Source organism: Limnobacter sp. 130, assembly GCF_902506325.1.
In the GTDB taxonomy this organism is placed as follows: domain Bacteria; phylum Pseudomonadota; class Gammaproteobacteria; order Burkholderiales; family Burkholderiaceae_B; genus Limnobacter.
This window is the reverse complement of sequence record NZ_LR732328.1, coordinates 400,324-426,532: the sequence shown is the minus strand read 5'-3', so window position 1 is coordinate 426,532 and position 26,209 is coordinate 400,324. Positions and strand designations below refer to the sequence as shown.

Sequence of the window (26,209 nt, the reverse complement as noted above, 5' to 3'; positions counted from 1 at the left end):
AAGACATGTCGGTGCAGCAAAGACAAACAAGCTTGATTCTGCACGAAAAACAGTGAATTTGATATCTGAAGCTAAGGGCGATTCAGCGTCTAGATCAGGTTTTCAGTACAGGCTCACTTACCGTCTTTGAGAAATTTTTCAAGAATGCGCTTGCCAGGCTTTAGACGACCTACCAAAGCCTTGGCCACACTGACAATAATTTCCATGGGCGCGGCAAGGCGTGAAGTTTGTGCATGTGCCCCCAATTCCAGCAATGTTGCACTATCGATAACGCCGGTTTTACCCTGAAGCAAAACAACGCCCAGCTCTGGGTTATTTGCCTTGATATGCTGAAGCAAGGGGGATTGGCCGGCCTGCTCGGCATCGACCAACATGACCTTTACTTCATATGCATCGATTGAAGCTTCGGCCGTTTGCAGGCCTGGACAGGACAAGACTTGCTCGAACTGGTTAGACGCAATTAATTGAGCTTCCAGCGCCAAGCGAGAATCCTTGTCCGAATCGACAATCAGCACCGTGGTCATTGCCCCCTCCTTTTGATCGCTGGAAGTTATTTAGCAATTTGGGTGCCAGAAACCCGATGACGACATGGTCTGTTTTGGTGCAGCGCCGGTACTTAGCCCCTGCCAAGCAAGCCTTTGACGTCTTTCCACAAGCTTTCAATTTCCGCCGCAGCCTTGGAGTTGGGTGCAAATTCGTTAACGGATTTACCCAAACCAACACTGATCACAAAATCGTTGCGCTCGTGCACGATGGTGCGGCAAATTTTGGCTGTGGTCTTGAGTTGCTCAAATACGATTTCGGGTGTGCTGCTAAAGACCGATGCACCGTTGATGACCCAGGTTACTTTGCTGCCAGCATCAGAGGCCCATTCAAGGGTACTGCTTGCACTGTGAATATCCAGCGGACTGGCCTTGGTCGGAATCAGCACCAAATCAGCATGCTCCATGGCGTCTTTGACCCATTTTTTATCTGTAGGGGGCATGTCGATGAAAACATAGTCATATCCCTCATCATCAAGTTCCGAAAGCACAATGACGATGTCATTGAAACCCACCTTGCGCACATCGGGGTAATCGGCCTCGCGCAGCGAATCCCAAAAACGGCTGGAACCTTGTGGATCAAGATCAAGCAAAGCTACTTTTTTCTTGCCCTGTTGGCTTGCCAAGGCGGCAAGATTCAAAGAGAGCGTTGTTTTGCCAGCCCCGCCTTTGCGGCTGCTAATGATGATGGTTTTCATGGGTGGACATCCTGTGCGGTAGGAAATTAATGCGATATCGAGAATTTATTCTAACCTGCCTGCGCAGTGGGGAAAAAGTTGTTCAATGCGGCTTGGCCGCAACGGCATCTGAATACTTTGACGGGTTTGCCAAAGCGGGATTTGATCTATAAGCAATTGACTGCCAACCCAACCGTCTTGCCCACCTAGCAAGACAAAATAATTCTCGTCGGGATCAGAAAGGTCAGAGAGATGCCTGCTTTGAGACCCGTAACTGGTTTCATCAAAACCCCGAATCAGATTGTGTGCATTTTTCATCAAGGTTTCACGCGAACCCGCAGCAGGAAACGATTTGGACGAGAACAGCTTGCCCAGCAAGGGCACATGGCCCAACACATGGCGCAATCGGATTTTGTGCAAATTACCCCAAAGTTGCCAGTGCTGCGCCCTGCGGTTTGCCTCATCAACACACAATGGCACCACGCTTGCCCGTTCAGTGTCTGTGAGATTTTCAAGGTCTTCCATCAAACAGGCAGACAGATAAGACCACTGATCCATCAAGCTGGGCGTTCGGCCCGCGTGGCGCAAAACCGACAACTGCTTCACCAAAGCGGCCAACAAAAACTCAAACTGAAGGGCAGCAAAACTGTCTGCCGTGTAGGCACCACCCCACAGGTCGATCGAATTGCACAGCACTTTTTGTTCACTGCTTTGTAAGTGCGGACGACAAAAATCTGCCAGACGACTCGACAATTGATCCGCCAACGGAGAAGTTACATCCAACTGCAAGGTTAACAATGCCTGGGGACTTAAGCGCTTTTGTGAATTGAACAAGGCCCGTGCGCGCATGACACGATCATCGCCATTGAACAAGAAGCCCAAACCCGTGACTTCCGAAGGCCGGTTGTTGGCAGACACGATAAACCCGGCGGCGGGATTGATCACGCTTGGGAAATCGCGTGCACACACTTGCACCGACCAATGTTCACTGGCCATGGACTCGGGCAATACCCAGTCGTCTTCGGGAAACCCGGGGCGTTTGGGCAAAGTAGCCGCCAACACGTGCCCAATATTGCCGGTGGTATCTGCGCCCAGCACATTAAGCGGTGTGACGCCCACACCATGCATGGCTTTTTGCAACTGCGCCACATTGTGTGCCTGCATGCCGTGCAAGAAACTGGTGATCTCGTCGGTGGGCCAATGCCCCGCCCAACGCAAGGCCAGGTTGTCTTTGCCGCACAATCGCCCCAAAGCGGCGCAATCGGTGAGCACTGGGCCGTGGGGAGAAAACCTCAGCCTTCTGGTTCTGGCCCACGAAAACCGGACCTTGATTTTTACCAGTTGCTCGACTGTATTTCGAATGGTGGTTTCGTCCAGACGAACCAGGTCAGATGATGCTGCCCGCAAGTTTGTACCACCCCAGGCCAGATCAGAATTTCGCCCAAGCCCCAAAATGGGCACGCCGGGAAACATCAAACCGACACATTGATAGCCTGGCGTGCGCAGCCCCACCATCATCCACACATTGGGCAGGTGTTGCCCCAAGTGCGGGTCGTTCACCATGAGTGGTTTGCCACTTTGAGTGCGTGTGCCATGCACCACAATTGAATTGCTGCCTGAGCGGGACAAGCTGTTAAGAAAGTCGCCGATTTGCTGAGCTGTACTGGGTTTGCCGGGTTCAGGGCCATCGAAACTGGTGGAAACACCTGCTCCGACCCGACGCAACCGGTTCCACCATTCAATGAAATCTCCGGACAAACGATGCTCGATCAATGAAAAGTAAATGGGCCAGTTCACATCGGCGCCAGCAAGCCGACCAAACAAGAGAATATCCAAAGGGGTATAGGGTTCGGGGGTGATTCCAAGAAACCTTTCATCGACTCCACGCTTTCGTTGCGCCTGCACGCAGTTAAGCCCGGCTACGAAACCTTCGACCCACGCTTGACTGCTTTTGGGCATGTTGGCCCATATTTCGGGAGCGGCACGACCAAAATCAAGCAGACGAATGAGATGGTCCATGTCGACAAACCCACGTCCACCCATTTCTGACAGACGCCCTTGCGCCAGGCGTTTGAGAAATTGCAACTGCGGGCCGCGCTGAAATTCGGTGACAGTGCCCAGTGCAAAAGCACCGTCACGGTCTGAATTTGAGAACACATAAGGGACAAAGAATTCATTGAATCGAACGAATGTTCCCGCGGGAAACGACAGATTCAAAGCCTTGAATTGCTGTAGCCGGTCTTCGAGCGTGTAGATGGGGTAGCGAACCGACAACCAGCCCATGGTACTGGACAAGCGGGCAAGCCCCCGTGCAAGTTTACGCAGCAGGGGGTTTTGAGATGGGCCAAGAGATTTGAACACAACGGGTGAGGCAACTTAACTCGGGACAGCCCCTAAGACAAACCGTAGGAGACCAGCTTACCCAAGCGTTTCTGGAGTTTTTTCTGGAGTCGCTGCTGGCGGGCTGCCTTGAACTGCCCACCCAACTTGTTGACCCAAACCATGGCTTGGCGCATTGAATACACTCACGTTGAACTGGTTCCAAAACGTGAGTGTGCAGCTTTCAGGTTTCAAAGATATGACAAAGGCAGTTTAAAACCTAGGCGACCTTCTTCTTGCGCTTTGCAGCAGCCGCTTCAATTTCAGCGTGCATGGCCACGAATTCCTGACTGAGCTTGTGCGCAGGCATGAAATGGATCATTGGCTTGGCCGCCTCATGGCTTTCACGAATTTTGACGGATGAAGAAAGACAGGTATTCAACACTGGGTGCCCCTCTTCCAGTAATTCAGCCACCAATTTTTGCGGCAGGCTTGCGCGCGGCTGAAACTGGTTCACCACAATGCCTTCCACTTCAAGCGCAGGGTTGTGGTCGGCACGGATTTCATTGAGTGCATCCATGAGGTTGTACAAAGCACGGCGTGAAAATTCATCGCAATCGAAAGGAATGAGCACTGAGTCGGCTGCGATCAATGCCGATCGTGAAAAGAAGTTCAAGGCGGGGGGCGTGTCGATGTAAACGCGGTCGTATTGACCTTTCAGTTCATCGAGCGCTTCACGCAACTTGAAAATTTTATAACGCGATTCAAGTTTGACTTGAAGCTCTTCAAGTGCGGGGTGACTGCCTAGCAAATCCAGATTTTCATAAGGTGTTTCAACCACAAATTCAGCACTTTTCTTGGGGCGAATTTTGAAGTTCAAGGCTTGATCGAAGAAATCGGCAAGGGAATATTCAAGTGGGGCCGAGCCTCGGCCCATGATGTATTGGGTGCTGTTGCCTTGGGGATCTAGATCGATCAGCAGGGTTTTCAGGCCACTATTGGCCGAGATGGCCGCCAGGTTGCTGGTGATGGTGGATTTGCCAACCCCACCTTTTTGGTTGAAGACCACCCGACGCATGTAAACACTCCCTTTAGACGATTTTTTTCAATACTGTAACAACTTTTTCGAACACTGTGCCATAGGGAGCGCGCAGCAGAGGCGCGGCGTTGAATCTGGATTGCTCCAGGACGGGTTTGAGTTGGGACATTGCATTGAACCCCACCAAGCCGTGATAGGCACCCATGCCACTTGCACCGACGCCACCAAAGGGCATGTGGTCGTTCAGCACATGCCACATTGCATCGTTCACAGTAACACCGCCGGACACGGTTTGGCTCAATACCAGTTCTTTTTCGGCCTGCTTGCTGACAAACAAATAAAGCGCGATTGCCCTTTCTTTGGATTGAACCTGCGCGACAGCTTCTTCAAGGGTTCGATAAGCAAGAATTGGCAAAATAGAGCCGAAGACTTCCTCCTGCATGACTCGCATATCGGCGCTGGGGTTGACCACGAGCGTGAGAGGAAACTTCTTGGCTGAAGGCTCGAATACCTCATGGGCAGGATTGATCTCGATGATTTCTGCCCCCTTTTTTCGGGCGTCTTCGACCAGATCACGCAAACGAGCCATGTGCTTTGAATTGATGACACATGACACATCGGGGTTGTTTCGAATGGTGGGGTACTGCTTGTGGGAGGCCCGCTTTACCTCGGAAATAAAACGCCTGAGCTGACTTTCATGCACCATGGCGTAATCGGGTGCGACGCACACCTGCCCCGCATTGATCATTTTGCCGTGGGCGGCACATGCAGCCGCCTGCGCCACATTGCCACTGGGTGCAACAATCAAGGGAGACTTGCCACCCATTTCAAGGGTGACGGGTGTAAGGTTTTCCGCCGCGGCCTTGGCCACCAAACGCCCTACCCTTTGCGAACCAGTGAATAACAAATGATCGAATGGCAAACGGGAAAACGCATCGGCCACGGTTTCATCGCCTTCAATGACCGCCACATGTTCTTCCCCGAAATTGTTTTCAAGCAAACGCGCCATCAACGCCGAAGTTCTTGGGCTGTACTCGCTGGGTTTGAGCATGCAGCAGTTGCCTGCCGCCAAGGCAGAGGCCAGGCCAGCAAAGCTGAGATACACCGGAAAGTTCCAGGGTGTAATGATGCCGATGATGCCAAGCGGCTGGGGTTTGATGTACGACACCGACGGGCGAAGTTGCAAAGGTGTGGGCACTTTGCGTACCTTCATCCACATGCCAACATGTTTGCGGCTGTGCCTAACCGCAGACAGGCTGCTGACGATGTCGAGCATGGTGGATTCATGGCGTGAACGATGGCCGAAATCCTCCGACATCGCATCCAGCAATTCCCCTTCATTGCGAAGAATGATTTCTTCAAGCAATTCAAGGTTGCTGATGCGTTCTTGTTTGCTGGGGTGAGGATTGGCCCGGTAGGTTCGCTGTTGGCAATCGAACACATCCTGCAATCGTCCACTGACCAGTTGTAGGTTATCGACTCGATCCAACAATCCATTCTCCGTGTGACTGAGATTCGATTGTGGGGGCGCTAACAGTTGTACACAACCCCCTCAAATGAACTGTGTGGAAATGAAAAAACGGGCCGATAAAGCCCGTTTTTTCAATAACTTACAGCTTTCTTACAAAAATTACGCTTTCTCGCCCCGACGATCGAGGAAGTAAGCCAACGCAGGCAGGAATACCACGGCACCCACCATGTTCCACAAGAACATGAAGGTGAGCAGCAAGCCCATGTCGGCCTGGAACTTGATGGGCGAGAATGCCCAGGTTGCGACACCAATACCCAGCGTCAGGCCAGTAAACACAACTGCTTTACCCGTGGACTTCAGGGTTTCAAAATAGGCGTCGGCAAACGGCATGCCCTGCTTCAGGTATTCCTCGAGCTTGCCATAGATATAAATGCCATAGTCCACACCAATACCCACACCCAGTGCGATTACCGGCAATGTCGCGACTTTCACGCCAATACCCAGTGCAACCATGAGCGCTGAACACAACAGCGAAGTAAGTGCCAAGGGAGCAATGATGCAAATGACGGTACGCACCGAGCGGAAAGCCAGCCACACCAGAATGGCGACCACGCCGTACACCCAGATCAACATTTCGGTTTGGGCACGCTCAACCACTTCGTTGGTGGCCGCTTCAATACCGGCATTGCCGGCAGCCAGTTTGAATACGGCGTCGCCCGTGTCATTCTTGGCAATGAAGTCTTCAGCAGCAGCCACGACCCGCTTCAGGGTATCGGCTTTGTGATCTTCAAGGAACACAATAATGGGCATGAAGGAACAATCGGAACTGAACAAACCATCGGACAAGTTCATGCCGCTAATGGTACCGTTCAACACAAACTGGTTGCGGTTCAGTGCATTCCATTTAATGTCACCTTCGCTGTAAGCGCTGATAACAAACTTGGAACGATCAGCCAATGAAACGCTGCTTTGCACGCCAGGCACCTGTTCGATGGTCCATTGGAACAAATCAACTGCGGCCAACGTGTTGTACTTGATACACCCGTCCATTTTGGTTTCAACCATGACCACAAACACATCGGTGCTGGTGGAGTAGTTGTCGGTGACGTAGGCGTTGTCCAGGTTGTAGCGGGAATCCGCACGCAGTTCAGGTGCGCCTTTGTCCAAATCACCAATTTGTACGTTGGAGTTTCCCCAAAGTCCCAATGCCAGCAGGGCCAAGCCCACTGCCAAAGCGCCTTTGGCCATTTTTGCCTGAGCAAAACCGGAAATGAAATGCCACAACTTGTTGCTGCCGGACTCAGCTTCCTGCAGCTTGACAACCGCTTTGTTGTCTACTCCCGTGTAGCTCATGATGAGCGGCAACAAAACCAGGTTGGTGAGAATAATGACGGCAACACCCACAGACGCGGCAATGGCCAAATCACGAATGACTGGAATATCGATCACCATCAGGGTGGCAAAACCGAAACCATCGGACAACAAGGCGGTGAGGCCCGCGATGTACAAACCGCGGAATGCCAGACGCGCTGCATTGAGTTTGTTGTGGCCGTCACCTTGCTTGTGCGCAATTGCATTGACGATTTGAACGCCATGGCTCACGCCGATGGCAAACACCAGGAAAGGCACCAGCATGGAGTAAGGATCAAGCCCCATACCCAACGCATTGAGCAAACCCAACTGCCAAATCACTGCGGTGATTGAACAAGCCAGGGTGGCCAGGGTACTTTTCACACTGCGGGAATACAAGAACAGCATAACCAGAGTGATCAGCACCGCCACGCCGAAGAACATGACAACCTGAGTTGCGCCTTCGATCAGGTCACCCACAATTTTCGCAAAACCGGTCACCCGAATTTCAATTTTGTCGGAATTGAATTCGTCGCGCAGCTCTGTTTCAATGCGCTCTGAGAATTCTTTGTAATCAAGTCGATTGCCGGTTTCCGGATTAATTTCCAACAGTGGCAAATACACAATAGTGCTTTTGAAATCGTTGCCCACCAATCGACCAATTTGACCGGAAAGCTCTACGTTCTGACGCACTTGCGCAATACTTTCAGGATCGCCGTTGTAGGTGGCAGGAATAACCTGACCGCCTTCAAGACCTTCCTCGGTCACTGAAGTCCAACGTGTGTTTGCGGTCCACAAAGACGCCATTTCAGGCCGGTTCACACCAGGAATATAAAAGGCTTTGTCGGTAACCTGCTTCAGGGTTTCCAGGTACTCAGGCGTGAATATATCGCCTTCCTTGGCTTGTACGGTCACGCGCACCACATTGCCAAGGCTGGTTAGATCGTCTCTGTTTTCAAGGAAATTGACCACATACTCGTGCTTGGTCGGAATCATTTTTTCGAAACTGGCGGCCACTTTCAGTTGCGTTGCCTGCCATGCCAATATAGCTGTAGCCAATACCATTAATAGAATGACGAGCACGCGATTGTTGAAAACCAGCCGCTCGGCTAACGGCGCATTCGCCTTAATGTCTTTATCTGGAGAAGTCATTTTTAATTGGATCCGTTTGAGGGGTCTGTTTACTTGAATTCAGACAGGGACAAGGTTTTAAAACCGCGCATACCCGCCAACAGAATTTCCTGGTCATTCAATTGCACAACACTGGCCGAAGGCAGTTTGTCGGAACGACGCGTCACTTGAAGTGTTCGGAAGTCATCGGTACTGCGCGCCAAAATGCCGCGCGAGCCGACCACCACAACGGAGCCATCGTTCAATACAGTTGCGCCGCTGAATGTTTCCCGTAAATTGGTGTTCACTGATTCCCACTGACTGCTGCCAAAAGGAAGTCGAAACGCGTTGCCTCTTAGGCCAACGGCGACCACAGTGCGCGTGTCGGGCGCTTCGACCAGGGCAAATACCGACCCGTCGTAATCAATTTTACGTGTTGTCCAGGTTTCACCTTCGTCAGCACTCACCAGCACGGTACCCTGCTCACCGCCCACCCAGATTTCTCCGGTTTTACTCAACATCATGGTGTTGAAGTGGTAGTTGGTGGGGTTATTGGTGCGGTCACCCAGGTATTCCCAGGTGGCGCCCTGGTCGGTGCTTTTTAGCAACTGACCGTATGCACCCGCTACAAATACATTGCCATTGCCATTCACGATCACATCCAGCAAAGGCTTGGATGGACCCACTTCGAAATCGCCCTGCGCAAGATCCAGAGAAAACATGGCTTCTTCTGCTGCAATCTCAAGCCTTTCACGCTCTTCAGGCGCAGCGTTCTCGGACAGCTTATCCAGTTGTTCTTGCAAGCCATCTGCTTTTGCTTGAGCAATGTCCAGCACGAACTGGTTAATCGTTGCGCCGTCGATCAGCTTTGTCCAATTCACTCCGCCGTCTTCAGTTTTCAGAACCACGCCATCGTGCCCAACGGCATAGCCAACAGCGTCGTTGTCAAAAGCAACCGATGTCAGCGTAATTGACACAGGCACCTTGCCTGCAATCCAGGTTTTTCCGTTGTCTTCGCTTTTCAATATTTGCCCAAACTCACCGGTTGCAAACAGCTTGTTGCCCACGCGTTCAACATCCAGCAGCAAAGATCGGGTTGCATTAACACTTGGAACTGCCGGTATTTGTAACAAATCGACCTTGGCCGAAGACAGGCCGCCATAACCAATCAGGCCAGCGCATACAACGCCGCCGAGCAGCAGGGTGGAAACTGCCCTGTTAGAAAAACGATTCCGGAGAAACATTGAAAATCCTTTGAAATTAAAAAAAGGCTACAAAGAGCGCATGCTCCCTGTAGCCTGAATTTACCTAGCGATTACTGTACGCCGAGTCGACGCAGGCCGGCTGGTGTGTAATTTGCGCGGTCTGGCGTGAAGTCGAACACGAATGGCTGTGCTGCCTCGTTGGTCAAACCAATGGTGAGGTAACGGCCTGACTGCAAGTCATACAGCGCCTCTGCGGTGTAGAAAGGCACGTCTTCGTTGTAGTACTGGATGTTGTGGGCTTCAGCAACGCGCCACAGTGCGCCCTTGCCATCGTAGTGATCGATAACAGAGGCCTGCCAGTTGTCTTCGTCCACGAAGAACACGCGCTTGGCGTAAATGTGACGTGCGCTATCCTTCAAGGTTGCTTCTACTTCCCACACACGGTGCAACTCATAGCGCAAGAACTCTGGGTTCATGTGCAGTGGCTGGTGAATTTCCTTGTAGGTCAGTTTGTTGTTGGCCAAACGATAGGAGTTGTAAGGGATAAACAATTCCTTCTTGCCCTTCAACTTCCACTCGTAACGGTCTGGTGCACCGTTGTACAAATCGTAGTTGTCGGTTGTACGCAGGCCATCAGCCGCTGTACCTGGTGAGTCGTAGGCCACCTGGGGTGCGCGACGTACACGACGCTGACCCGCATTGTAGGCCCAGGCACGACGTCCTTCCTTCACTTGGTCCAGTGTGTCGTGTACCAACAGCACGTTACCTGATACGGAAACAGGGCTCTTCAGGATTTGATAGAAGTAGAAGTTGATGTTGTCATCTTCACCAGCCTTGTAGAAATTGGGCAGGTTACGAGGGAACACCAGCGTGTCTTCAATCCGGTTAATGATGAAAGAGCCGTCGCGCTCAACGGGCACCTGCACGAAATCGCGCTTGGCCGCACCGCCACGATAACGAGTCAGGTGGTTCCAGATTACCTCAACACCATTTTGTGGAATCGGGAATGGAATGGCCTGCTCAAAACCAACGATGGAGTTACCGTCGTTTTCAGTTTTTGCGTTAGTGGCGTTCTTCTTGGCTGCGTCCAGAACTTTCTTGGGATACGCAGTAGAGCGATGGGATTTATACACATTCATTTTGAATGTGGGGTACTTTTTCAGCATTTCCAGCTGACCTGGTGACAGGTTGGCTTTGTATTGCTCAGCATTGGCACCAGTGATGGTGAACAATGGCTTTTCACTGGCGAACGGATCAACCAAGTGCTGGCCTGTTTTGTAGCCAGCAGGCGCCTTGGTCAAACCACCCGTGTAGGCTGGAATGGTGCCGGCGGCATTGCCCGCCTTTTCAGCACCAAATTCAGTCAGGGTTGTGCCCAGCTTTGCGGCTTCTTGCGCGCTGACAGCCGCTTGCGCGGTGCCAACAGCGAACAAGCCTGCCAGAGCCAGTGCTGTGATTTTTGTTTGAAACTTCAACATAAAAATTCCTCCAGTGTGTCTCTGTTCTTAGAATGAGTAAGATGCAGTCAATGAAACGAAGTCGCGATCACGCAAAACGTCATAATCTGCCCCGTTGGTGAAGGTCGTGTAACTAATCGATGCCTTGGTATTGGCGTCAAACTCAAAACCCAAACCCAAACCTACAGACTGACGACCTTCGTTGAATGCCTGACCAGGTTCTGGTGACCAACCATCCACATCATGCGACCAGGCGATAGATGGAATCAGGTCGGTGCCCAAAAACACGTCGCGGTATGTTGCGGCCGCGCGCAAGCGATAACCCCACGAGAAATCAGTTACAAAGCCATTGAAGTCTCCAGTTGCTGGTGCGAAACCGAATACAGCTGCTTTACCGTAACGATCTTGCCCTGGTCCGGCTTCAGGCAAACCAGAGACGAACACAGCCGCCGCTTCACCAACAAAGACAACCTGACTTGCGCCAAGAGCACGGTCAAAAGTCTTGATCAAAGTGTTTTGGATTTGTGTTACGTCAAATCGATCGAAACCCTCGACGATCGATCCTGGAGGAGCTGCCTGCAATCTTTGAGTAAAGTTAGATTGTGGGTTGAAAGCAAGAGAACCTTGCAAAAGATCAAAAGCGTTCAACTGAATAGGCTGATCCATTGTATAAGAGAGCTCACCTGACCAAGCCCAGCCACCAACGTTAGTCGCGAAACTGCCACCAAGCACGCTAATGTCTTCCGAATAATCAATCAGGTAGCGACCATCTTTACCAGCGGCGAGCCCGTAAGGCGCACCTGTACTTGACGTGAGAATACTCACCAACGGCAAGCGACTGTGATAGTTGAGATAGTAAGCACCAAACTCGGTATCCAGTTCTGCTGCGTAAGTACGAATGGCCAAGCCATATTGACCACCGTCATCAGGTTGGCGATCAAGTGTTCGAGACACGGACAGCGCATTTGTAGTAATTGCAGTCTGATCAGGCTGGGGACCAAAAGTTACAAAGTTACAGCCGTCTGCTGCAAAATCTGAGCTTGAGAAATAGGTACCACAACCTTCAGGTACTGTTTTCCGCCATTTCAACTGATAAAAAGCTTCAACGCTAGTATTATCGGTAACGCCCAAGTTGGCATACAACATTTCAGCAGGTGTAAAGCCCTCTTTCAATTCGGCACCAGGACGGCGGAAAGCAGAAACGTCAATAGTATTCAAGCCAGCAATCGGGCTCAAAATAAAGGTGCTTTCACCCCAACTGATTACTTGCTTACCCAAGCGCAAATCAAGCGGCATACCGCCAACTTCGGTGTTGATATAGCCAAACGCATCTAACAGATCAATGCCATCGAACCTTGCATAAGGATGAAAGCCGTTATCATCAAGTCGTGCATCTGGAGTGTAGCCGTTGGGACCGTTGCCGTGAGGGACACCTGACTTGTTTAGGGTGTAATCATAAAACCACTTTACACGCGAGAAAAAACCGTAATTGTCTTTCTTTAATTCAAAGTCGTGAACACCTTTGATGATTGTAGAAAAGGCATCACCTGAATCGAAGTTCAGATTGCCGTCATCCCCAGTGCTTGAGAGACCGGTTCCCGCCAGACCCTGCTCGTCCGTGTTGCTCGCGGCAAACAACGCTCTATCACGCCCCTCCACCCGGAAACTAGTACCCGCGCTAACGGTTGAGTTCACGCTCAGGTCAAAATCGCCAACCTTGAATTGCGCCGCCTGCACGGGCATTACTGCCGCAGCAAACAACCCTGCTGCGATCATGTTGCGCACGGCAACGTGTGTTCTTGTTTTAGAAAAAGAATGTTTGTTCATGTAGCCCCCAAATATTTATCGAGTAGACAGGTGCAATACACCTGCGATTGCCGATTCACCCTCAAACCAAGGATGTCGGAAAATCAACTGAAAAATCGAATAGTTGTTCCGGCCTGCAAAAGGCGCGAACCAACATTTAGTTATGGGGAACTTCGAGAACCTTGAGAAAAATAAGACATGTCACCTCCAGTAATGCACCTTGATTGATGCTTTTTGCTAATTTTTGCTTAGTGTAAAGCAGCTTTCGAAAAAATAAAACCGTAATTACAGTTTTAGTAATTTAGAGCGCCTTATCTAAAAATGTACCACTGGAGTAACATGAAATGTTGCGCGAATTGTTAATCCTCGTAATTTAGTAGTAATTTCACTACAAGGCTTATCAGTACTTGATTCCAAGGTAGCGACTTACCACATTCTGAATTCGCGTTTCAAATTCTTGAGTGCGGAACTTGATTGGGCCTGCGTCGCGCAAGCGGGCATTGTGAAGTGCACCATAAACCACCTGAATGACAAACGCCAAGGCCCGCAAGGGGTCTGGATGAACGGTGCAGTCGATGTGTGGCAGAAGCGGTTTTGAAACTGTCGTGATGAAACCAAAACCGACATCTCGCATGGGCGTAGATTTAATGAAACCCTTGGATTCTCGAATGAATGATTCGGTCAAAATTGAACTGTATTCACCCTGAAAAATACTTACAAGAAAACTGACCACTTCATCACAAATCAATTTACCTTCGACGCCAACCCAGTTCCGGTCGTCAAACTGGCTGGCTGCGCTCATGAGCAGTTCCTGGCAACTTTCAGCGATCAATGCGTCGAAGTAACTTTCCTTGTCTTCAAAGCGGCTGTAAAAAGAACCCACGGTGCACCCTGCTTCGGTGCAAATGTCTTTGATGGAAATTTCCTCGAGCACGCGGGTGTGCAACAGCTTTCTTCCGGCCTTGAGCAGGTCGTGTCGCTTTTGAAGACTGCGCGCTTGCATTGCTGGGCGCACACCCTGGGTATTTTCTATCGCTGCTGCTTTGGCTTGGTTTTTCACTGGAAATGAGCGCGCCCACATGGAGTGGGCGCTGCTAGTAATCGATTAACAGCCGGATTATGGCATTAAATTTTGCAATGTGGGTAAATTCAAAGTGCCACGTAGGGCCACCACGGGGGTAACCAGGTCTCGCGAAGCGGTTGCCAAATATTGCGGATGGTACCCATAAACCAGCAAGCCCAGTGTTTCGCCTTCGGCGAGACGTTCAGCCACACCGGTCATTTCGACATGGCGTTTACCGAATCCGCGAATGGGTGTTATCTGATCATCGATCAAACGCCAAGCGCCATTTCTGTTGACACCAAGGCCAACAAACAGCATGGGATCGCAACCAGGTTCCAAGCCGGCCAACCCAAGGGGCAGCATGGCTGTAGCGGCGTAAATTTCATTGCAAACCGGGTTCATGAGCATGTCCACCGGCGGGGCAATTTCAAAGGTGGCGGTTGGAATACCTGCCACGGTGTTCACTCCGGCAGGCAATTCAATCGGCAAAACAGCGGGTGCAAATGGATAGCGCAGAATTCCAGTGGCAGCACTGGTCAGCGCGGTCAGCGGATCGACACCGGGTGTGAAATCAACTGCGATGGGTTGCAAGTTGGCTTTCGTAGCCTGCCCTTTGGCCGCAGGTCCCAATTTGGAAAACAGTGTATTTTCGTTCACCCAGACAGCAGCGTTCTCTGATGCCTGGCCTTGTCCAATATCGTCGTTCAAGCTCAGGCAAACTTTGCCCTTATTGGCCGCCAAGGTGGTGAATGCATTGGAATCGCTGGCGTTTTTAATGGCTGCAACTTCCTGGGGTGTAAATAATTTTTCAATCAGAAACGCAAACTGGGCTTCAGAAATGGAAAGGTCACCGCACGCAAAAGGACCACCCGGTTTCTGGAATTCAATTTCATTCAGACCGTTTTGCGCACCTTGCTCAGTCAAGTCAGCAAGGCCAGGAACAGTAGAAGGCGACAGGGGCAAAATATGGCCACTTTGATGGGTCAGGAAACGTACATCGGCTTTCTTGCCTTTGTCGTCTTCCAGTGCGCGATAACAGGCAAAGTTGTGAAAACCATCGTTAAAGTTGAACAAGGTGTCGCGGAAACCTTGAGTAAACAGAATATCCACAGGGTCTGGTGTTTTCTGGGCAAGACCGGGTGTTACTTCGCTTTGCAGGAAGGTTTGCGCACCTGCGGCCTCGGCATCACACCAATAGCTGGGGCTGTGATAACGGAAAAACTCCAGCGCACCCTCGGGGAAACGATTGGCGGTGGCACCGCGCAACAAGGTTTCTCGAATCAGGTTGTCCTGACCGCTGGTTTGCAGGGCCATGGGGTCGCCTCCCTGTAGCTTGGGACTCAACGAACCGGATTCACCACCCGCAACCAGCAACAAGGCCCAGCCTGATTTCACAGTGCCTGTGGGTTTGATACTCCCTTCTGTGGGTGCGGAATTCTCAATGCCGTATGCGCCACCTGGGTTCAGGCTGTAGCGCAGGTCGTTCCAGGTAATGTCGGGGGTCAGCGCATCAAGCCGCTTCAAGGGATCCACATTGTGAATCAGCAATTGATAACCACCACCGTAGCTGCCGCCCGTTGCGCCAGCCACCATATTGAATTCGCGATCGCCAGCGGACTTGTTGTTGCTGTAGCGCAGCCAATCCAGATTGTCTTCAGCCCAGTCCAGAATTTGCAGCAGATCTTGGCCCTCGAAGTCAGGGTCCATCACGCGCACGGAGCCGCCACTTTCACCAAATCCACGCTGATCAATACTGATGACACCCGCACCCGCTTCGATCAGCTTGCCCATAATGCCGCGAGGACTTGTGGCGCGTGAGCCGCCGTACCCGTGCCCTTCAAGCACCACTGGGTTACCCAATGCACAATTGAACTCTGCGGGCTCAAACACAGTGAAGGCGATATTGTGACCGCTGGCCGATTGCAGGTTCACGCTGTAACTGTTGCCGCCAGCCCGGGGTTGGGTAGCGTTGTCAGTACACGCCGTGGAGGTGAACTGACGTTGCACCGCATCGGGATTCTTGAAGTTGGCCACGACCGCGATGGCGGGCTCTACCTGTTCATTTGGGCTGGTCGGATTATTGGGGGCTGCCGCTGTCAGGGCGGAATCGTCACTTCCACAGGCGGCCAGGCCCACGGAGGCACCCACCAAGGCGAACATCCAAAGTTTGCGAAAAGGTACTGCTGTCATGGTTTGTCTCCTGCCACGGTATTGGTGTGTTATCCCTTTGTTACCGGGGTGTGACAGGAAATGGATGCGATTGAAGTGTCGGATTACCGACACTACGCCGACAAGGTCAGAAAATTCAAACCTGATGGTACATGCGGTACCAAGCCGCAAATTGAGCGATTCCCTGCGCCAAGGGTGTGGACGGCCTGAATTGGGTGGCCAATTCCAGGGCGCTTACATCGGCGCAACTTTGGCTTTTTTCCAGAATAGGCCCCGTGATGTACTCCTTGATTGCGGTTTTCTCCAAAGCACGCTCAAGCGCTGCAATTAATTCTTCAATGGACACTGGCAAGCTGTTGCCTACGTTCAAAATACGCCAAGGCGCATTGCTGCTGGCCTGGTCGGGCGCTTCAACCAGCCAGGCCGGATTCGGCTCAGCAGGTGTGTCACTTGCCCGCAATATGGCTTCAACCAAATCGGCAATGTAAGTGTAGTCGCGCGTATTTCGCCCATCGTTGTAAATTTGTATGGGCTTGCCCTCGAGAATGCGTTTTGTAAATGCAAACAACACGGAGTCGGGCCGACCCCAAGGGCCATACACCGAGAAAAAGCGCAAACCGGTTGTGGGCAGATTAAACAGGTGGCTGTACGAATGCGCCATTAACTCGCAGGCTCGTTGTGTTGCGGCATCAAGACGCTGCGGGTGATTGGCGCTGTCGCGTTCGCTCATGGGTTTTTGAAAACCTGCGCCATAGACGGCGTGGCTACTGGCGTAGGTTAAATGATGAATTTTGAAATGACGACAGGCCTCCAGAAGCGACACAAAACTGTTGATGTTGTTTTGCACGCATTCGGCGGGTTTGTCGTGTGACAAAAATTTATCCGTTTGGCCGGCCAGATGAATGACCCGCTGCACCTTGTAGGTCTCAAGACATTCGTGCAGTTCTGTGCCGTTGCACAAGTCGGCGCGCACGGTGTGGTATTTGCTGCCAGTGGCCTTGGCGATTTCCTCCAGCATGGTGAGGCGCTCGCGCTTAAGCCGGGTGTCGTAATGGCTGTTCAGGGAATCAAAACCGATGACTTTGTCGCCACGTTCAAGCAACGCTTTTGCAGTGTGAAAGCCAATGAAACCTGCGTGCCCGGTGACCAAAACCGTTTGCTTTTGATCGGCCTGTTTGATTAGACCCGGGTCAACTGCTTCCAATTCTGCCAACTCTTTGGTTTGCAGCTTTTCAGTTTCGGATGCTGCATTTTTCAGCTTGTCCGGGGCCGGGAAGGCCTCCATTTTTATAGCCATAGTGCGCACATGCCATGAGACAGTCTGCAAGACTCCCTTGAAACCGTGAAAAAGTCAATCCGGCGGCAGTAGTCGGTGGCTTTTGAGCAAAAAGACAAGTTGATCAACACACTGATCAGGCGACATGGCGTCGGTGTGCAACTCCAGGTGCGGTGACAGCGGTGGTTCGTACGGCGAATCAACACCGGTGAAGTGGCCTATTTCGCCACGCCGCACCCGTTTGTACAAACCTTTTGGATCACGCAGTTCACAAACAGCAAGCGGCGCATTGATGTACACCTCCAGGAACGCAGTGTGCCTCAATTGTGACCGGGCCAATTCGCGCGCCTGTGCAAGCGGAGAAATCATGGCGACAATAACCAGCAAACCTGCATCGACCATCAAATTACAGACTTGTGCTGCACGCAAAACATTTTGCGCGCGATCATGGGTAGAAAAGCCAAGGTCTGAGTTCAAGCCGCTACGCAGGCTGTCGCCATCCAGCAGCATGGTGTGCGCCCCCCGGCGAATCAGGTTTGTCTCCAACGCGGCAGCCAGTGTGGACTTGCCTGCGCCGCTTAACCCTGTCAGCCAAACCACGCCTGGCGGGTGTCCTTTGATTGCTTGCCGTTGCGCAGCCGGTACACCGGTTAACACGCACTCACCTCGCCACGCGCCACTTCAGCAGCAGGGGCTGAAATTAATTGATCAATCACCCGCAGACCTGGATGCTGGGCTTCATCCAGCGACAGGACTGCCGCTTGTCGACAATCGGGAATGACCACGGTATCAAAGAGCTCCCGGGCTTCACCTTCAAAAGTAATTGCCTGCATGACATCGCCTGTTTTAAGGTTGACCGCAACCAGTTGACAACGGTCCGCCAGCCCAAGCGACTTGAGTCTTTCGTGAAGCGGGAAATTGGGAATATAGCCATCGTGCCGGGGCTTGCTGATGCCAAATACGGCGTAATCACCTACAAAACTCAAGCCTCTGCCATAGCCCCCCACAAAAGCAATGCAGTCGTATTGACCAGTGCGTTGATCGATGCGACCGAATTCGCCAGCACCGCTGTTCAGCACATACAAGTCACCGTTGTGAATTCGTGGGCTGTGTGGCTGAACCAGACCCGTGCACACTGCCTCCTGAGTTTGCGCACACCACACAACCCCGCTGTTGAAGGGCTGCCCCCGCCAACCAGCTGTTTCGTTTGTAACCGCAAAACAGGTCACGTATTTCAGTTCGCCACCTTCCATACACAAGCCATTTAAATGGCAGCGGTCTTCGGGCAACAAGGCTGAAATAAACCGGGGGCGCCACACTTCGCGCACGCTATGGGAGGCACTGGGGGCAACAATACAGCTGTATTTCGCCGCAACAAACTGCACTTCTCCATCGGCGGTGAAAGCCAGTTCATGCGCATCGAGATCGCCTGTAAACAGCAAACTGCGCGGACTATAACAACGCTGATACACCGGGCTCTCGATACCAGGCAAGGACAATATATTGTGATAAACGCGCACATCAGTTTGGCAAGCAACTGCAAGCTGTTCCCCGTGCAAGGCCATGCCCATACACAAAGGGAAATTTGCCACCTGAAAATGCAGGGCATTGCCCTGCGGTGGAAAACCAATCACGTGCAGATCACCCATGCTCCGAGTACCGAGCAACAAACTGAAACCCAGCTCTTTTTGCAGCTGCACCCACTCGGGGTTGCAATGTACTTCTGTGTGTGACTGCTGTGTCTGCAATGTACTTTGTGCGTGGATCATGCCCACTCCCTGCCCTGGTTTCAAGATCATTCCAAAGCAGCATATTCCAATCTGCAAAGCTCGCATTCACCCAGGGCGGTTAACCCATTTTGATCCAACTCGCTTTGATCGATTTGCCTGCGGCAATCACCTTGACCTGATTGCCTTCTGCATACAATTCAATGCCCTCGCTGGCCACCGAGATCACTTTGGCTTGTCCCGCATTCACAATCACAGTAGCCGTGGCATAGCTACCATCGAGTGCACTGGTACTCACGGTGTAATGACCGTCTGATTTGGCAGCAAACAGCACGGCAGGCAAACCCACTCCGGCATAAACCTGAACAGATCCAGTATTTAATTGCTCAGCCTGTACGGTGTTGACAACTGCTGAGTTGGCTCGAAGATTGTTGACCTCCAGGTCGGTGATTCGCGCCATTTCCGCTTCAAGCCGCTGAGAATAAACTGAGTTCGAACGCACCTGCTGCGCCGTGAAGTTGCTCACTTTCAGTTCCACTGCATTGATCGTGAGCAAAGAACCGTCGGTCGATTCGCTAAAGTTTTTTGCCCACCGTGAATTGATGTGGTTGATTGAATCTGAATTGTTTTTCACTTGCCCATCGAGGGTAAATAAAGCATCGTCCAAACGCTCGATCGCAATTGAATTGGTTTGAATGGCCACCGCGTTTTCGGCAATTTTTTGGATATTCAAATCGATCGCGTTTTGCATGCCATCCATGCGTTTCACTGCCTCGGTTTTCCATCCTTCCAGGGAAGTAATGCGCATGTCATGTTGATTCACTCGATCATCGAGCACATCGATCCGCTGCCCTTGTTCCAATACCGTTTTATCAAGCACTTTGACTTGTTTACTCAACTGACCAACACCCATGGCTGCCATGGCACCCAATGCGCTGTAATCCACGGACATCATGCCGTCGGCCCGGGTTGCCACAGCCTCGGGGAACAGGTTTTGGATTTCTTGCGCAATTACACCAATGCGTCGCCCCAGATTGGGGTTGGCCAGGTACTCGTAGCTGTAAGTTTGTAGTTGCTCAAGCCTGCTTAATACCGAATCGGAATTTTGTGCCTGAATATTGGTTTTCAAACGCCGATCTGAACTGACATTGAATGCGGTGGCTTGAACATAGCCGTTGGCAATCACATCGCCACTGCCTGCAATTCTGAACACGGGCGTGTAGCTTACCAAGTCGAGCCCCAACAAGCCCACCTGCAGTTCATCGGCGTTGACCCCGCCAAATGTACTTGCGTTGTCACCAATACCTATCCTCAACCTGCTTTGATCGGCTGCAGCATTGGTTCTATATATGGCCATTGGATCAGAGGTTTCTGTCGGCTCACCAAAACGCAAGTACTGGTTACTCGACACCAGCGCACCGCCAGTTGCTGCGATTTGCCCGCTGAAGCTGGCGGCACCATTGACATGCAACTTGGTGTTCACATAGGTGTCGCTGCGCGATGTGGCGCCAATGACCACCTGATCGTCCGTTGAAGATACGACACCGTCTTTGGCAACACCCAAAGCACCCAACACGAGAGTATTCGATGTGGTGACACGCGCAAAGGCACCGACCGCAGATGCGTAGTTCACACTGTTTACCAATACATCGGAAGAAGTGCCGACACCCATGTTGTAGCTGCCGGTTGTATTGCCTAGCAAAGCGTTTTTACCCAAGGAAACGTTGGCATTACCAGCGGTATTGGAGTACAGGGAGTTCAAGCCCACTGCAGTGTTGTCCAGGCCAGTGGTACTGCCAAACATGGAAAACGTGCCGATCGCTGTGTTATTAAACCCCGTGGTGTTGTTTTGTAATGCGTTGCGACCCAATGCTGCGTTGTTGTAACCCGTGGTGTTAAAAATAAGGCTGTTGTAACCCAAAGCACTGTTGTTGTAGCCGGTGGTGTTGGTTAGCAGGGCGTTTCGACCCATGGCAATGTTGTAATAACCAGTGGTATTGTTATTCATGGCGCCACGACCGACAGCGGCATTCGAATGCCCTGTGGTGTTCTCGAACAGGGCATTGTCGCCCACAGCCGTATTTTCATTGCCCGTGGTATTTTTCAACAACGCATTGACCCCCACCGCCACGTTGTTCGAGCCCGTGGTGTTACTTAACAAGGTGTTGAATCCCACACCCACATTTCGTTCACCTGTGGTGTTGGTTAACAAACTGTTTACACCAAAGGCGCTGTTGTAGTCGCCGCTGGTGTTGGCCAACAAGGCGTTCACACCAAATGCGCTATTCTCGAAACCATCGGTGTTGTTCAGTAGCGAATTAATACCCACCGCGGTATTTCGATAGCCCGAGGTAGTGCTGCGTTGGGAATTAAAACCGATCGCAACGTTTTGATAGCCGGTGGTGTTGTTGTACAGGGCGTCTTGACCAATGGCCACAATTTGATACCCCACACTATTGGTGTACAAGGCATTGTCACCCAACGCCACGTTTTGATAACCCGTGGTATTCGAGAACATCGCGTTGGTACCGATTGCATTGTTTTGCACACCTGTGGTGTTGCTGTGAAGCGCATTCACACCCACGGCATTGTTGCGGCTACCGCTTGTATTCAGGTTCAATGCATTTCGGCCCACACCGGTATTGTCGAAACCCGTGGTGGTATTCACCATGGCATACACACCCACAGCGGTGTTGTTGTAGCCGCTTGTGTTGGCATTCAGTGTGTACGTGCCTATCGCTGTATTGTACGAACCTGTGCTGTTCACGGTGAGCGCATTAAAGCCCACACCTGTGTTAAAAATTCCCTCGGTAGAAACAGCGCTGGGTGACAGGCTTGTAAGTACGCCCTCGCCAATTGCGATATTGCCTGCGCGTGGATCAGCACCCAGTGCATTAATGCCCAGGGCCAAACTGCTTTGTGGAAATGCTGCGCCTACAGTACTTGCGAAGGTAAGTGCTGCATCAATGTTTGCCTTGTTCACGGGTGCCACCTGCTCACCATTGACGTACAAACTTTGAACATCAACACGGCCCGCGAATACAGCTGACTGATCCGGTTTCAGGGTGAGCACTGTGTTGTAGGTTTGGTCGCCTACCCCGCCGGATCCACCTTGACCCACACGGAAAATAAGCCCATCTTCGGCTCCACCAACATCTATGGTGGTTGAACGGGCACCGGAATAAATCCGCAGATGATCCCAGCCAGCATCGTTGTTTGAAGACATCACCCGCAAGTCCCTTAACTGCGTGTAGTTGGCAGCACTGCCTGTATTCAAAAACACATTGCCAGAGGCCCGCAAACCACCGGTAATTTGAAGTTTGTTGCCACTGCCATCGTCGGCGGTTGCGCCAATTACAGTGTTATCCGTGGTGCGCCCAAGCACCACTGTGTTGGATGTCGTGACCGACGAATCATTGCCAATGGTGACTGCATAAGACAGCGCATCGCCAATTGTTGCGCTATTACCCAACGCAATATTGCTGGTGCTGGTCAAAGTGCCATTGCCCGCGTGGTCGCCAATCAAGATGTTGCGGCTGCCTGTTGTGATGGTGTTGCCCGAACGATGACCGACGGCAATGTTGGTATCGCCTGTTGTTAACGCAGGCATGGCGTAGTGACCCAGCGCTGTGTTGGAGCCCCCTGTGCGCAACTCGCCGAATGTGTTGTTGCCCACAGCCGTGTTGTATTGGCCTTCCGAGTAATACAGGGTGTTGGTACCGACAGCGACACTCTCGGTGGCGGTTGCCCTGTACATTGAAAATGCGCCAATCGAAGTGACATAAGCACTGGTGCTTATATTGTCAGCGGCATATGAGCCTATCGCTGTGTTGTAGAAACCAGTGGTGTTGCCATTCAGGGCGGCATCACCCACAGCCGTGTTGTAGTAACCCGTTGTGTTGCGGCCCAACCCAAACTCCCCCACTGCCACGTTGCTGCTGCCCGAGGTATTTGTCATGAGTGCATAAGCGCCAATCGCCACATTGTCAAAGCCTGTGGTGTTGGCCTGCAAACTGTAGTAGCCGCTGGCCGTATTGAAACTGCCCGTCGTATTCGCATACATCGACCAGGCACCCGATGCCGTGTTGTAGTAACCCGTGGTGTTACTGAACATGCTCTTGTAACCCAACGCCGTATTTTCATCTCCGTAATCGTTGGTGTACAAGGCTTGATAACCCACGCCAGTGTTCCAGGTACCCGACTCCTCGCCATAGCCGAGCGTAGTCATTTGTCCGAGTACGCCGTTGCCCACCGCCACATTGCCTGCATTCTTGCGACCAGCCAATGCACCAGTTCCCAACCCCAGATTGGGTTCGGCATAAAAAGTTGAACCTGTATCGCTGGCGTATTGAAAAGCCAATGTGGCGGGTACGCCCGCCTGGCTGATCGAGGCGACATCGACATTGCCGTTGAAGAATGCGCCCGCAAAAGTGGGCGTACTGGTCATGGCTATGTCTTGTGGCAAACTCAGCACCACATCGCCATTCATGGCGCTTGCGATTACCTGGTTGTTTGTGCCGGCAATGCTAATTACACCTGTGTTTGAAATGGTGATACTGCCAGCACCGTTCAATACGCCAATTCCGTCACCGGCACTGATTGCACCCAACGCGAAACCTGCGCCGGTACCAATCAGCAAACTACCCTGCGCGGCCGCACTTGAATCAACCCCTGTGCCACCAAATGCAGCACCCAAAACCCCACTGCTGACATTGCTTGCATTCAGGTCAGTCAAAGCGGCACCGTTTCCGATAAAACCAGAGGCAGTTACACTGCTTGAAAATGTGGCCGTACTTCCGGCCAGAGCGCCTGTGATAGTTGCACTGGCTGCCTGAAAATCAGCCACTGTGACTTTGCCAGTGGTGTAGGCAATGGCGCCTGCCCCGTTACTGGCCGAATCATCATTAAACTTGCTGGCATCCACTGGCTGCCAAGCACCGCCTACATAGCTGTAAAGTTTGTTGGTATCCAGCACCAATCGAACGTCGCCTTCCTCACCAGGCATGGCGGTTAAGTCCGCATAAGTGCCGACGGCACTTCTGAATTGTCTCGAAGATGTTTGCGATGGCGCGGTGACCTGCACGTAATCGTCGCCCAGACCACCAAGATTGGCCAGAACATACGTGCAACTGGTTTCCATGCTGCCATTCAAACCTGGGGACACCACGGCGTACACGAGTGGGTTGGGTACGCCCTGCCCGGCCAGAAAACTGCTGTTGGATGTTGATGAATTGTTGTCCCAAGCGCAGTATCCAAGAGGGCGACCTGCACCGTCGCGTTGTGGCAAATTGGCCGAGGATGGCACAGACCCCATGTCGGCAGGATACCCGGTAGGTCTGGCACCCATTTCCTTGGCGCGCAGCACGCCGTTGACCTCTTCGACATGTCCTTGCATGCCTTGACTGACCTGCGCCACTGTGTTTTTTAGTGTGAATTGACGTATTAGCTGGGTCGCGGTGAAGGCAGCAGCGGAATCGCCCGAGCGGCCCACCGCGGGAGACACAGCAGCTGCACTCAAACTGAAGGCCACCAAATACGGCAAGGCCTTTTGAACAGCCAGCACAATGGGTTTCGGTTGAAAACTGGCGGTGTTGATTCCGGAATTATTTTTCTTCATGTGAACTCCTAGTTCAATACCGCAAACACAAGTTCATCGCCCGAGGCGATGACTGACCCCTCGTACTGACGCAACAGGCGCTCTCGGGTTGCTGCTGCACCACCGCTTACACGGGGTATTAATCGCAGCCGTATTCCCCCGGTTTCCGTGTGCTCGTACACCCACTCGTCGAAATCAGGAGGACTGACCGGCAAGGGAATTCCGTCGGGCATCAGGGCAAGCGACAAATCGCCATTGGGTGCGGGACAAACAACAGATGAAATGACTGCAGCGTTGCCCGTGGTGGCTGGTGCGGGGTAGGCGTGCCGTGTGTCGAACTGTTCATGGTCGCCATCGGGATAAACCGCCGCACAAAGCATGATTTTTCCCTTAATGACTTCGAGTTGTACGGCAACCTCGCTGACGGTGTCTTGAACAGACTGACCCTGCTGTGCGCTGGTATTCAAGCGCGCATAGGCCGCGCCCACAATGGCCAGCAAACCAATGCCGTACAAAATGTAGGAAGCGATGAATCCGCTTTGCTGTTGAATGGCTTTCCAATTCACTTTTTTCACCTCGGTTCTTGGCACGGAATTCGGTGCATACCGGGTTAACGGGTGAATTCACGCAAGCCCACATCCCTTGCTTTGGTGAAATACAACGTAAAAAAAGCCCGCAATTGCGGGCTTGATGATGTCTTGGTGGCTTAGTTTTCTTGAACAACCTTGAAATACACAAACTTATTGTCGCTGGTTTCGATACAGCCTTCTGGCCATCCCGACACATCCGCCGGAGCAGCAGTCGAGATTGCTGAAATTCCGCCGTCAGTGCCAGCGAGCCAGTCCGACAAAGCGTTGCTTGCTGAAGGAACGATGTTACTGCCGTACAAGAGCGTGTTGACTCGGCCACACACATCCTCACGCAGGTCAGGCAAAATCACCATGGGGTCTTCTTCAGTTGTCGCCAACAATTTACCCGCGGTTGCCTTGTTGATGTACCAGTGCCCAGCCGATGGCGCTGAAGGCGGCTTGATGCTGGTGTCTGCACCCGCTGCAAATGCAGAGGTCGGCATAATTTGTGGCGATGCGTACCGGGCCGCAGGATCAAACAAACCTTGCCCTGATGAATTCGAAAAATCCATGGTCAACACTGCAGATGAACCAAAATCGCTTGAGTACCTGGCCACCCCATCGCGCAAATCACTGGCCTGTTTCAAAATAACCGAGGCATTGACTTTTGCTTGCTCCACATCGGTTTGTGAGGTTGGGCTTCGGTTGGCCAATGCAAAGCCACCCAGCACGGCTGTCATCAAGGCAATGCCGAAGAGCAAGGCTGCTTGAATAAAACCCGATTGCTTTTGCTTTCGCAATCCGGCGACGGGATTAAAAATACCTTTCATGAT

Annotated in this window: 18 protein-coding genes; all 18 read right to left on the bottom strand. The window is 52.0% G+C overall.

The features are described from left to right. Positions 1-113: 113 nt before the first annotated feature. Positions 114-524, bottom strand: coding sequence for a hypothetical protein (locus FRIGORI9N_RS02040; RefSeq protein ID WP_159568243.1), 411 nt, complete (start codon positions 522-524; stop codon positions 114-116). A 92-nt stretch (positions 525-616) separates the two neighbouring features. Continuing rightward, positions 617-1,240, bottom strand: coding sequence for a ParA family protein (locus tag FRIGORI9N_RS02035; RefSeq protein ID WP_159568242.1), 624 nt, complete (start codon positions 1,238-1,240; stop codon positions 617-619). Positions 1,241-1,285: 45 nt separating this feature from the next. After that, positions 1,286-3,514 carry a penicillin acylase family protein gene (locus FRIGORI9N_RS02030; protein ID WP_159568241.1) on the bottom strand — a complete coding sequence of 743 codons (2,229 nt, stop codon included), beginning with the start codon at positions 3,512-3,514 and terminating at the stop codon, positions 1,286-1,288. A gap of 98 nt (positions 3,515-3,612) precedes the next feature. Next, a complete protein-coding gene (locus FRIGORI9N_RS15500; RefSeq protein ID WP_256366096.1) occupies positions 3,613-3,735 on the bottom strand; it encodes a hypothetical protein in 123 nt (40 codons plus the stop codon). An 83-nt stretch (positions 3,736-3,818) separates the two neighbouring features. Further along, complete coding sequence (locus FRIGORI9N_RS02025) at positions 3,819-4,616, bottom strand: ParA family protein (protein WP_159568240.1); 798 nt, start codon at positions 4,614-4,616, stop codon at positions 3,819-3,821. A 13-nt stretch (positions 4,617-4,629) separates the two neighbouring features. Further along, positions 4,630-6,066 carry a coniferyl aldehyde dehydrogenase gene (locus FRIGORI9N_RS02020; protein WP_159568239.1) on the bottom strand — a complete coding sequence of 479 codons (1,437 nt, stop codon included), beginning with the start codon at positions 6,064-6,066 and terminating at the stop codon, positions 4,630-4,632. A 141-nt stretch (positions 6,067-6,207) separates the two neighbouring features. Continuing rightward, positions 6,208-8,550, bottom strand: a complete 2,343-nt coding sequence (locus FRIGORI9N_RS02015) for an RND family transporter (protein WP_159568238.1) — start codon at positions 8,548-8,550, stop codon at positions 6,208-6,210. Between the two features lie 29 nt (positions 8,551-8,579). After that, on the bottom strand, positions 8,580-9,752 hold the full coding sequence (locus FRIGORI9N_RS02010; RefSeq protein WP_159568237.1) for a hypothetical protein: 1,173 nt from the start codon (positions 9,750-9,752) through the stop codon (positions 8,580-8,582). Positions 9,753-9,823: 71 nt separating this feature from the next. Continuing rightward, complete coding sequence (locus FRIGORI9N_RS02005; protein ID WP_159568236.1) at positions 9,824-11,191, bottom strand: DUF1329 domain-containing protein; 1,368 nt, start codon at positions 11,189-11,191, stop codon at positions 9,824-9,826. Positions 11,192-11,218: 27 nt separating this feature from the next. Beyond that, on the bottom strand, positions 11,219-12,997 hold the full coding sequence (locus tag FRIGORI9N_RS02000) for a DUF1302 domain-containing protein (protein WP_159568235.1): 1,779 nt from the start codon (positions 12,995-12,997) through the stop codon (positions 11,219-11,221). Positions 12,998-13,376: 379 nt separating this feature from the next. After that, positions 13,377-14,057: a TetR/AcrR family transcriptional regulator gene (locus tag FRIGORI9N_RS01995; protein ID WP_159568234.1), complete on the bottom strand. Its 681-nt coding sequence runs from the start codon at positions 14,055-14,057 to the stop codon at positions 13,377-13,379. A 36-nt stretch (positions 14,058-14,093) separates the two neighbouring features. Continuing rightward, positions 14,094-16,229: a CocE/NonD family hydrolase gene (locus tag FRIGORI9N_RS01990; RefSeq protein ID WP_159568233.1), complete on the bottom strand. Its 2,136-nt coding sequence runs from the start codon at positions 16,227-16,229 to the stop codon at positions 14,094-14,096. A gap of 115 nt (positions 16,230-16,344) precedes the next feature. Beyond that, positions 16,345-17,505 (bottom strand): NAD-dependent epimerase/dehydratase family protein, encoded by a 1,161-nt coding sequence (locus FRIGORI9N_RS01985; protein ID WP_159568232.1) that lies wholly within the window; start codon positions 17,503-17,505, stop codon positions 16,345-16,347. Positions 17,506-17,559: 54 nt separating this feature from the next. Further along, positions 17,560-18,141 (bottom strand): adenylyl-sulfate kinase, encoded by a 582-nt coding sequence (gene cysC, locus FRIGORI9N_RS01980; protein WP_159568231.1) that lies wholly within the window; start codon positions 18,139-18,141, stop codon positions 17,560-17,562. Beyond that, positions 18,135-19,253 (bottom strand): TIGR03032 family protein, encoded by a 1,119-nt coding sequence (locus FRIGORI9N_RS01975; protein WP_159568230.1) that lies wholly within the window; start codon positions 19,251-19,253, stop codon positions 18,135-18,137. The genes cysC and FRIGORI9N_RS01975 overlap by 7 nt, the downstream gene beginning before the upstream one ends. Before the next feature lie 79 nt (positions 19,254-19,332). Continuing rightward, on the bottom strand, positions 19,333-24,828 hold the full coding sequence (locus FRIGORI9N_RS01970; protein WP_159568229.1) for a tail fiber domain-containing protein: 5,496 nt from the start codon (positions 24,826-24,828) through the stop codon (positions 19,333-19,335). Positions 24,829-24,836: 8 nt separating this feature from the next. After that, a complete protein-coding gene (locus FRIGORI9N_RS01965; RefSeq protein ID WP_159568228.1) occupies positions 24,837-25,373 on the bottom strand; it encodes a hypothetical protein in 537 nt (178 codons plus the stop codon). A gap of 140 nt (positions 25,374-25,513) precedes the next feature. Next, positions 25,514-26,206 carry a hypothetical protein gene (locus FRIGORI9N_RS01960; protein WP_159568227.1) on the bottom strand — a complete coding sequence of 231 codons (693 nt, stop codon included), beginning with the start codon at positions 26,204-26,206 and terminating at the stop codon, positions 25,514-25,516. Between the last annotated feature and the right edge of the window lie 3 nt (positions 26,207-26,209).